Origin of the sequence: Rhodanobacter sp. B05, assembly GCF_002001085.1 — a bacterium.
In the GTDB taxonomy this organism is placed as follows: domain Bacteria; phylum Pseudomonadota; class Gammaproteobacteria; order Xanthomonadales; family Rhodanobacteraceae; genus Rhodanobacter.
Window position 1 is genome coordinate 116432 of record NZ_MUNU01000006.1, and the last position, 6795, is coordinate 123226.

6 protein-coding genes are annotated in these 6795 nt (G+C 65.2%); 4 read left to right on the forward strand and 2 right to left on the reverse strand.

The window, feature by feature from the left end:
- Window positions 1-39 precede the first annotated feature (39 nt).
- The 3 genes from B0E47_RS01955 to B0E47_RS01965 all read left to right on the forward strand — a co-directional run bounded on the left by B0E47_RS01955 (window position 40) and on the right by B0E47_RS01965 (window position 2528).
- Window positions 40-810, forward strand: a complete 771-nt coding sequence (locus B0E47_RS01955) for an exodeoxyribonuclease III (protein ID WP_077511955.1) — start codon at window positions 40-42, stop codon at window positions 808-810.
- The gene (locus B0E47_RS01960; protein WP_077511957.1) at window positions 800-2053 is read left to right on the forward strand and encodes an MFS transporter; all 1254 of its coding nucleotides are present in this window, start codon (window positions 800-802) and stop codon (window positions 2051-2053) included. Before B0E47_RS01955 ends, B0E47_RS01960 begins: the two co-directional genes overlap by 11 nt.
- Window positions 2054-2225: 172 nt before the next feature.
- Window positions 2226-2528 carry a hypothetical protein gene (locus B0E47_RS01965; RefSeq protein ID WP_254422764.1) on the forward strand — a complete coding sequence of 101 codons (303 nt, stop codon included), beginning with the start codon at window positions 2226-2228 and terminating at the stop codon, window positions 2526-2528.
- Here the strand turns inward: B0E47_RS01965 and B0E47_RS01970 are convergent.
- Together B0E47_RS01970 and B0E47_RS01975 are read right to left on the reverse strand one after the other, a co-directional pair.
- Window positions 2498-3631 carry an anhydro-N-acetylmuramic acid kinase gene (locus B0E47_RS01970; protein ID WP_077511961.1) on the reverse strand — a complete coding sequence of 378 codons (1134 nt, stop codon included), beginning with the start codon at window positions 3629-3631 and terminating at the stop codon, window positions 2498-2500. The genes B0E47_RS01965 and B0E47_RS01970 overlap by 31 nt on opposite strands.
- Before the next feature lie 13 nt (window positions 3632-3644).
- Entirely contained in the window at window positions 3645-5090 is a 1446-nt protein-coding gene (locus B0E47_RS01975; protein ID WP_077511963.1) for a peptidoglycan DD-metalloendopeptidase family protein, read from the reverse strand.
- 213 nt (window positions 5091-5303) lie between these two features.
- On the opposite strand from B0E47_RS01975, the gene tyrS reads away from it, so the two are divergent.
- On the forward strand, window positions 5304-6515 hold the full coding sequence (gene tyrS, locus B0E47_RS01980; protein ID WP_077511965.1) for a tyrosine--tRNA ligase: 1212 nt from the start codon (window positions 5304-5306) through the stop codon (window positions 6513-6515).
- Window positions 6516-6795: the final 280 nt, after the last annotated feature.

The window sequence follows — 6795 nt, forward strand, 5'->3', positions numbered from 1 at the left end:
GGGTTGTTATGATCGCCCATCAGCCGATCCGGAGGAGCCATGCGCATCATCAGCCTCAACGCCAACGGCATTCGTTCGGCGGCCAGCAAGGGTGTGTTCGACTGGCTGCGCGCGCAGCGCGCCGATGTGGTGTGCCTGCAGGAGACCAAGGCGCAGGAGGATCAACTGACCGATCCGATGTTTCGCCCCGATGGCCACCACTGCTTCTATCGCGATGCCAGCAGCAAGAAGGGCTACAGCGGCGTGGCCATCTACGCACGGCGCAAACCGGATCAGGTGCTGACCGAACTGGGCTGGGACGAATTCGACAACGAAGGCCGCTACATCGAGGCGCGTTTCGGCAAGCTCTCGGTGGTATCGCTGTATTTTCCGTCGGGCTCGTCCGGCGACGAGCGCCAGCAGTTCAAGTTCAAGGCGATGGAGTGGATCACGCCGATTTTCGACCAGTGGCTGGCCAGCGGCCGCGACTATGTGATCTGCGGCGACTGGAACATCGTGCATACGAAGAACGACATCAAGAACTGGTCGTCCAACCAGAAGAACTCCGGCTGCCTGCCGGAAGAGCGCGCATGGCTGGACCTGCTGTTCCAGCAGCGCGGCTGGGTCGACAGCTTCCGTGCGCTGAAGCCGGACGCGGTCGAGTACAGCTGGTGGTCCAACCGCGGGCAGGCGCGAGCCAACAACGTGGGGTGGCGCATCGATTACCAGGTGGTCACGCCGTCGCTGCGCGAGCGCCTCAAGGCGTGCTCGATCTACCGCGGTGAGCGCTTCTCCGACCATGCGCCGTATACCGTTGACTATGCCGACTGAACCGACCGTCGCCGCAACGGGACGCAGCTGGCGCATCCTCAGCATTGGCCTGCTCGGCTTCGCGTCGGGGCTGCCGCTGGCGTTGTCCGGCAGCGCGCTGCAGGCGTGGTTCACCACCGCGGGCATGAGCCTGCGCGACATCGGCTGGATCACGTTGATCGGCCAGGCCTACGTCTTCAAGTTTCTGTGGGCGCCGTTGCTGGACCGGATACCGCTGCCCTTCCTCGGCCGCCGCCGCGGCTGGATCTTCATGATGCAGTTGCTGTGCGGTGCGGCGCTGATCAGCATGAGCTTCTACACGCCGCAGGGAGCGGCCAGCACGCTGGCCTTCCTCGGCGTGCTGCTGGCGTTCGCGTCGGCGACGCAGGACATTGCCTATGACGCGCACCGCACCGACCTGCTGCGGCCAGAGGAACGCGGCTGGGGCACGGCGTTCATGCAGGGCGGCTATCGTGCCGCGATGCTGGTGTCCGGTGCGCTGGCGTTGATTCTTGCCGACCACGTGGGCTGGGCCTCGGTGTACCGGCTGATGGGCGCGCTGATGCTGGTGGCGATGCTGGTCACGGCGACCTCGCCCGAGGCGCCGGACGAACAGCCCACGCGAAGCTTCGCCGAGGCGGTAGTGCAGCCGTTCGCGGATTTCTTCCAGCGCTACGGCAAGCTGGCGCTTGGCTGGCTGGCGTTGATGGTGTTGTACAAGTTGTGCGACGCGTTCGCCTTGTCGCTGTCCACGACCTTCCTGCTGCGCGTGCCGCAGTTCACGCTGACCCAGCTGGGCGCGATCAACAAGACCTTCGGGCTGTTCGCCGGCCTGCTCGGTGCGCTGGCCGGTGGTTGGGTGGTCACGCGCATCCGCCTGTTTCCGGCCTTGCTGGTGCTGGGCGTGGCGCAAGCGCTGGTGAACCTGGGCTATATCTGGCTGGTGCACAGCGGGCCGAACCTGTACGCGCTGGCCACCGTGGTGGGCATGGAGAATTTCTTCAGTGGACTGGGCAGCACCGCCTTCGTGGTGCTGGTGACGGCACTGTGCAATGTGCGTTTCTCCGCCACCCAGTACGCGCTGCTGTCGTCGCTGGCGGCAGTGGGCCGGGTGTTCCTGGGGCCGCTGGCGGCGTGGCTGGTGCCGCAGGTGGGCTGGTCGAGCTTTTTCGTGATCACCACCTTGTCGGCGCTGCCGGGGCTGTTGCTGATCATCGGCTTGCGGCATGCGATCCATCGCGCCGAGTTGGCGCGACCGCACTGAGCGAGGCTTGTTCAGCCGCGGCAGTTCCCGTGGCGCGGCCGGCATGGCGATGGTCACAATGGAACTGCCAAGTCAGCCACGAAATCCATCTCGTGGCGCGCAGTTCAGGCAGCGGTATGCAACCATTGGCCAAACAGGGCATGTGCTACACGGAGAGACGCTTGTGCCGGACATGATCGTTCATCACGTCGATGGCCTGCTGGCCGAGCGCGCTGCGACGCTGGCCAAGCTGCGCCAGTGTCCGGTCAACGACGTGTTGCTGGATGCGCTGCGCAATGGCCTGGGCATGTCGGTGGCGCAACAGTACAGCGAAAGCCTGCGCAACCCGAATGCATTGACGATACTGGAAGGGCACTGGGAGGCGGCCGAACGCGGCGTGTTCCAGGAAGCGCTGCAGGCCCTGGCCAGGACTCGTCCGACGCAACTCGCGCCGGAAAGCATCCGCTACGACGAGCCGGATCGCGGCGCCGAGTAGATCGCGCCGAGCACGCGCGGTCCGCGTGCCCCGGTTACCGCCGGCAGGTTGCCTGGCAAGTTGAGCAGACGCTGCCGCGCCAGCCACGCGAACGCGGTCGCTTCGAGAAAATCCGGATCGATTCCTTGTTCTGCCGTACTGCGCAGGCTGCGCGGGGCCAGCAGTTCATCGAGGCGTCGCATCAGCAGGTGGTTGTGTACACCGCCCCCGCAGGCGAGCACCTCGTCGGCCGCTGCCGCGTATTGCGCGATGGCGGCAGCGATACTGCGCGCGGTCAGCTCCAGCAAGGTCGCCTGCACGTCGGCGGGTTTCAGCGAGACCAGGGCCGGGTGTGCGGCCAGCCAGTCCAGATGGAAATATTCACGCCCCGTGCTCTTGGGCGGCGGCAGCGCGAAATAACCATCGGCCAGCATGGCGTCAAGCAGGCCTTGATCGACCTGGCCGCTGGCGGCAAAGGCACCGTCGCGATCGAAAGGCTCGCCCCGGTGCCGCTGACACCACGCATCGAGCAGGCCGTTGGCCGGGCCGGTATCGAAGCCGCGCACGCTGCCGTCGGCGGCCAGGACGGTGATGTTGGCGATGCCGCCGAGATTGAGCACCGCCCGCGTGCGGCCGGGTGCTGCCAGCAACATCGCATGCAGCGCGGGAAGCAGCGGCGCACCCTGTCCGCCGGCGGCGACGTCGGCGCGGCGAAAGTCTGCCACTACGTCGATGCGGCAGCGCTCGGCGATCACGCTGGGGTCGCCGACCTGCAGGGTGAACGGATAGTCGCCGCCCGGTCGGTGGCGCAAGGTCTGCCCGTGCGAACCGATCGCGCGGATGGCCGTCGCCGGCGTGCCGCTGTGTTCGAGCAGGTGCAGTGCCGCATTGGCGAACTGGTGTCCGATCTCGACATCAAGCCGACCCCAGGCGTCCAGGTCGAGCGCGGATTCGCCTTGCGCCAGCGCCAGCATGCGTTCGCGCAGGGATGCGGGCCAGGGATGGGCATGACTTGCCAACGTTTGCGGCGTGCCGTCGCGGAAGTTGACCAGCACCGTGTCGATGCTGTCGGCGCTGGTACCGGAAATCAGCCCGAGGTAGAGCGCCGTGGCGTCGTCAGTCACGCGGGATGGGCGCTCAGTTGTCGTGGTTGGCGGGGGCGTTCGCGCGGGCCAGCTTGATCCGGTTGTCGAGCTCGGTCAGGCGGGCCAGCTGCGGCTTGACCACCTGCGATTCGAACCGGGCCAATTGCGCGGCGGGCAGCGGCTCGGGCTTCGGCAAGGTCACCGTCTGCGGATTGCGCTGCACGCCGTTGACGCGGAATTCGTAGTGCAGGTGGGGGCCGGTGGCCAGGCCGGTCATGCCGACGTAGCCGATCACTTCGCCCTGGCGTACACGTTCGCCGACGTGCTGGCCCTTGACGAAGCGCGACATGTGGCCGTACGCGGTGCTGATCGTCTTGCTGTGCTGGATCACCACGAAGTTGCCGTAGCCGTTCTCCCAGCCGTGGTACTTGATCACGCCATCGCCGGCGGCGTGGATCGGCGTCCCTGATGGCGCGGCGTAGTCGACGCCCTTGTGCGCGCGCATGCGGCCCAGGATGGGGTGCATGCGTGCGATCGAGAATTTGGACGAGATGCGGGTGAAATCGACCGGAATGCGCAGGAACGACTTCTGGATCGGACGCCCGTCCTCGCTGTACCAGCCGTAGCTGCCGTCGGCCTTCTTGAAGCGGTAGGCGGTATAGCGCTTGCCCTGGTTGATGAATTCGGCCGCGACGATATCGCCCTGGCTGTAGCGCACGCCGTCACGGTAGATGTCGTCGTAGATCACCGTGAAGCTGTCGCCGGCGCGGAGATCCTGCACGAAATCGATGTCGTACTTGAACAGGTCCGCCAGCTTGCCGACCATCGCCGCATTCATGCCGGCCTGGTCGCCCGCGGCGTAGACGCTGCTGCGGATCACGCCATGCGCGACTTGCTCGCGCAGGTCCATGTCGCGTTTCTGCAGGGCAAGCGTGGGCTGGGCGCCGTCAAGCCGGATGATCGCGCGTGTGGTCTGGTCGGGATCGAAGCGGAAGCCCTTCAAACTGCCGTCGCTGCCGAGCAGGAAGTCGAATTCCTCGCCCGGGCGGATGTTGTGCAGTGCCGTCTTGTTGTCGCCTGCGGCATCCATCACTTTCTGCAGATCGCTCATGCCGAGGCCGCGTCCGTTGAAGATGTCGGACAGCGTCTGCCCCGGCTGGACGCGCACGACCTGCCAGTCATCCACGGTGGGAATGGGCGTGCTGGTCAGGTCGACCTTGGGCAGGGCCAGCGGCAACAGCGTGTGCGCTTCGGGTACCGCGGCGGGTCGCATCGCGCTGGCCCAGGCCGGCATGATGAAGCCGGACAGCAAGGTGATCAGCAGCGCCGTGCTGGCGAGCATCCAGTGCTCGCGGTGCCATCGGATCGGCTCGACGTCGGCCGAACGATTGAACGACCAGTGTGCACAACGCTCATAGAAACGCGAGTGACGACGCTGCGCCTTGCGGCATATGGCCTGCTTGCGCGCATGCAGCGCGCCCTTGTTTTCTTCGGCCATGCCTTGTTCGCCCCGTACCGCCCAGTCACAAACTCGGCGTACCATAACGGCGATGTGTAGAGGGCGTCAATGCCTTTCCCATCAATGGTTTGCGATCCATTTCTGATTAACGCACAATTAACTTCTGCTGCACACGCAGGGTGGCGACTGCCTCCCGCTTCGAGTCGCCTACGTTACAGACCATCAAGCAAGTCACCCTTCAGAGAGAGTCCAATGAGCGAGCCTGAGCAGGCCCTGGCCACGATTGCGCGTGGTGCCGATGAAATCATCAAGCGGGAGGATCTGGCCGAGCGCCTGAAGAGCGGACGTCCGTTGCGCATCAAGGCCGGCTTCGATCCCACCGCGCCCGACCTGCATATCGGCCACACCGTGTTGCTCAACAAGATGCGCCAGTTCCAGGACCTGGGCCACCAGGTGATCTTCCTGATCGGCGACTTCACCGGCATGATCGGCGACCCCACCGGCAAGAACGTCACGCGCAAGCCGCTGACCCGCGAGGATGTGCTGGCGAATGCCGAAACGTACGCCGAGCAGGTTTACAAGGTGCTCGATCGGGAGAAGACCGAGCTGCGCTTCAATTCCGAGTGGTTCGGCGCGATGTCGGCTGCCGACATGATCAGGCTTGCGGCCCAGCACACCGTGGCGCGCATGCTCGAGCGCGATGATTTCACCAAGCGCTATGCCGCGCAGCAACCCATCGCGATCCACGAATTTCTGTATCCGCTGGTGCAGGGCTACGACTCGGTGGCGCTGAAGGCCGATGTCGAGCTGGGCGGTACCGACCAGAAGTTCAATCTGCTGATGGGTCGCGCCCTGCAGGAACACCACGGCCAGCCGCCACAAATCGTTCTGACCATGCCGCTGCTGGAGGGGCTGGACGGCGTCAACAAGATGTCCAAGTCGCTGGGCAACTACATCGGCATCAACGAGCCGGCCATCGACATCGTCACCAAGACCATGAAGATCGGCGACGAGCTGATGTGGCGCTGGTTCGAGTTGCTGAGCTTCGACGTGTCGCTGGACGAGCTGGCGCGCATGAAGCGCGATGTTGGCAGTGGTGCGCTCAACCCGCGCGACGCCAAGCTGCGCTTGGCACGTGAACTGGCGGCGCGATTCCACGACGCAGCCGCGGCCGAACTGGCGATCGCGGGCTGGCATGCCGTGGTGCGCGGCGAAGGCGACACCTCGCTGCTGCCGCAGGCCGACATCGCGGTGCCGGCCGAGGGCCTGCGCCTGGCTGCGTTGCTCACTGCGGCAGGTCTCGCCAGCAGCAACTCCGAAGCGAACCGGAAACTGAAGGAACGTGCCGTGCGTATCGATGCGGAAGTGGTGGAGGATGCGCAGCGCATCTTCCATGTCGGCTTCGAGGGCGTGCTGCAAGTGGGCAAGCGCAACTTTGCCCGCGTAAGGCTGATCGCCGCCTGATCCGTAGCCACTGCGGACAGACCTTGCACGGGACGGTCGTCCGGGCGTCCGACGCAGAAAGTGCTTGCCAAAAAGAGTGCAGGCCCTATCATGCGCGGCCCACGTCCGTTCGACGCCGTGTGGCGGTTCGCTCGACCCTTCGCAAAGCACCATCGAAGGTGTTGACGGTCTCCAAAAGCGATGTAGAATGGGCGGCTCACCCGGGACGAAAGGTCCCTGGGGTGTCACTGGCAACGGTGACGGCGAAAGGATCTTTGACAGTGTGCGCAGGTGAATTGTG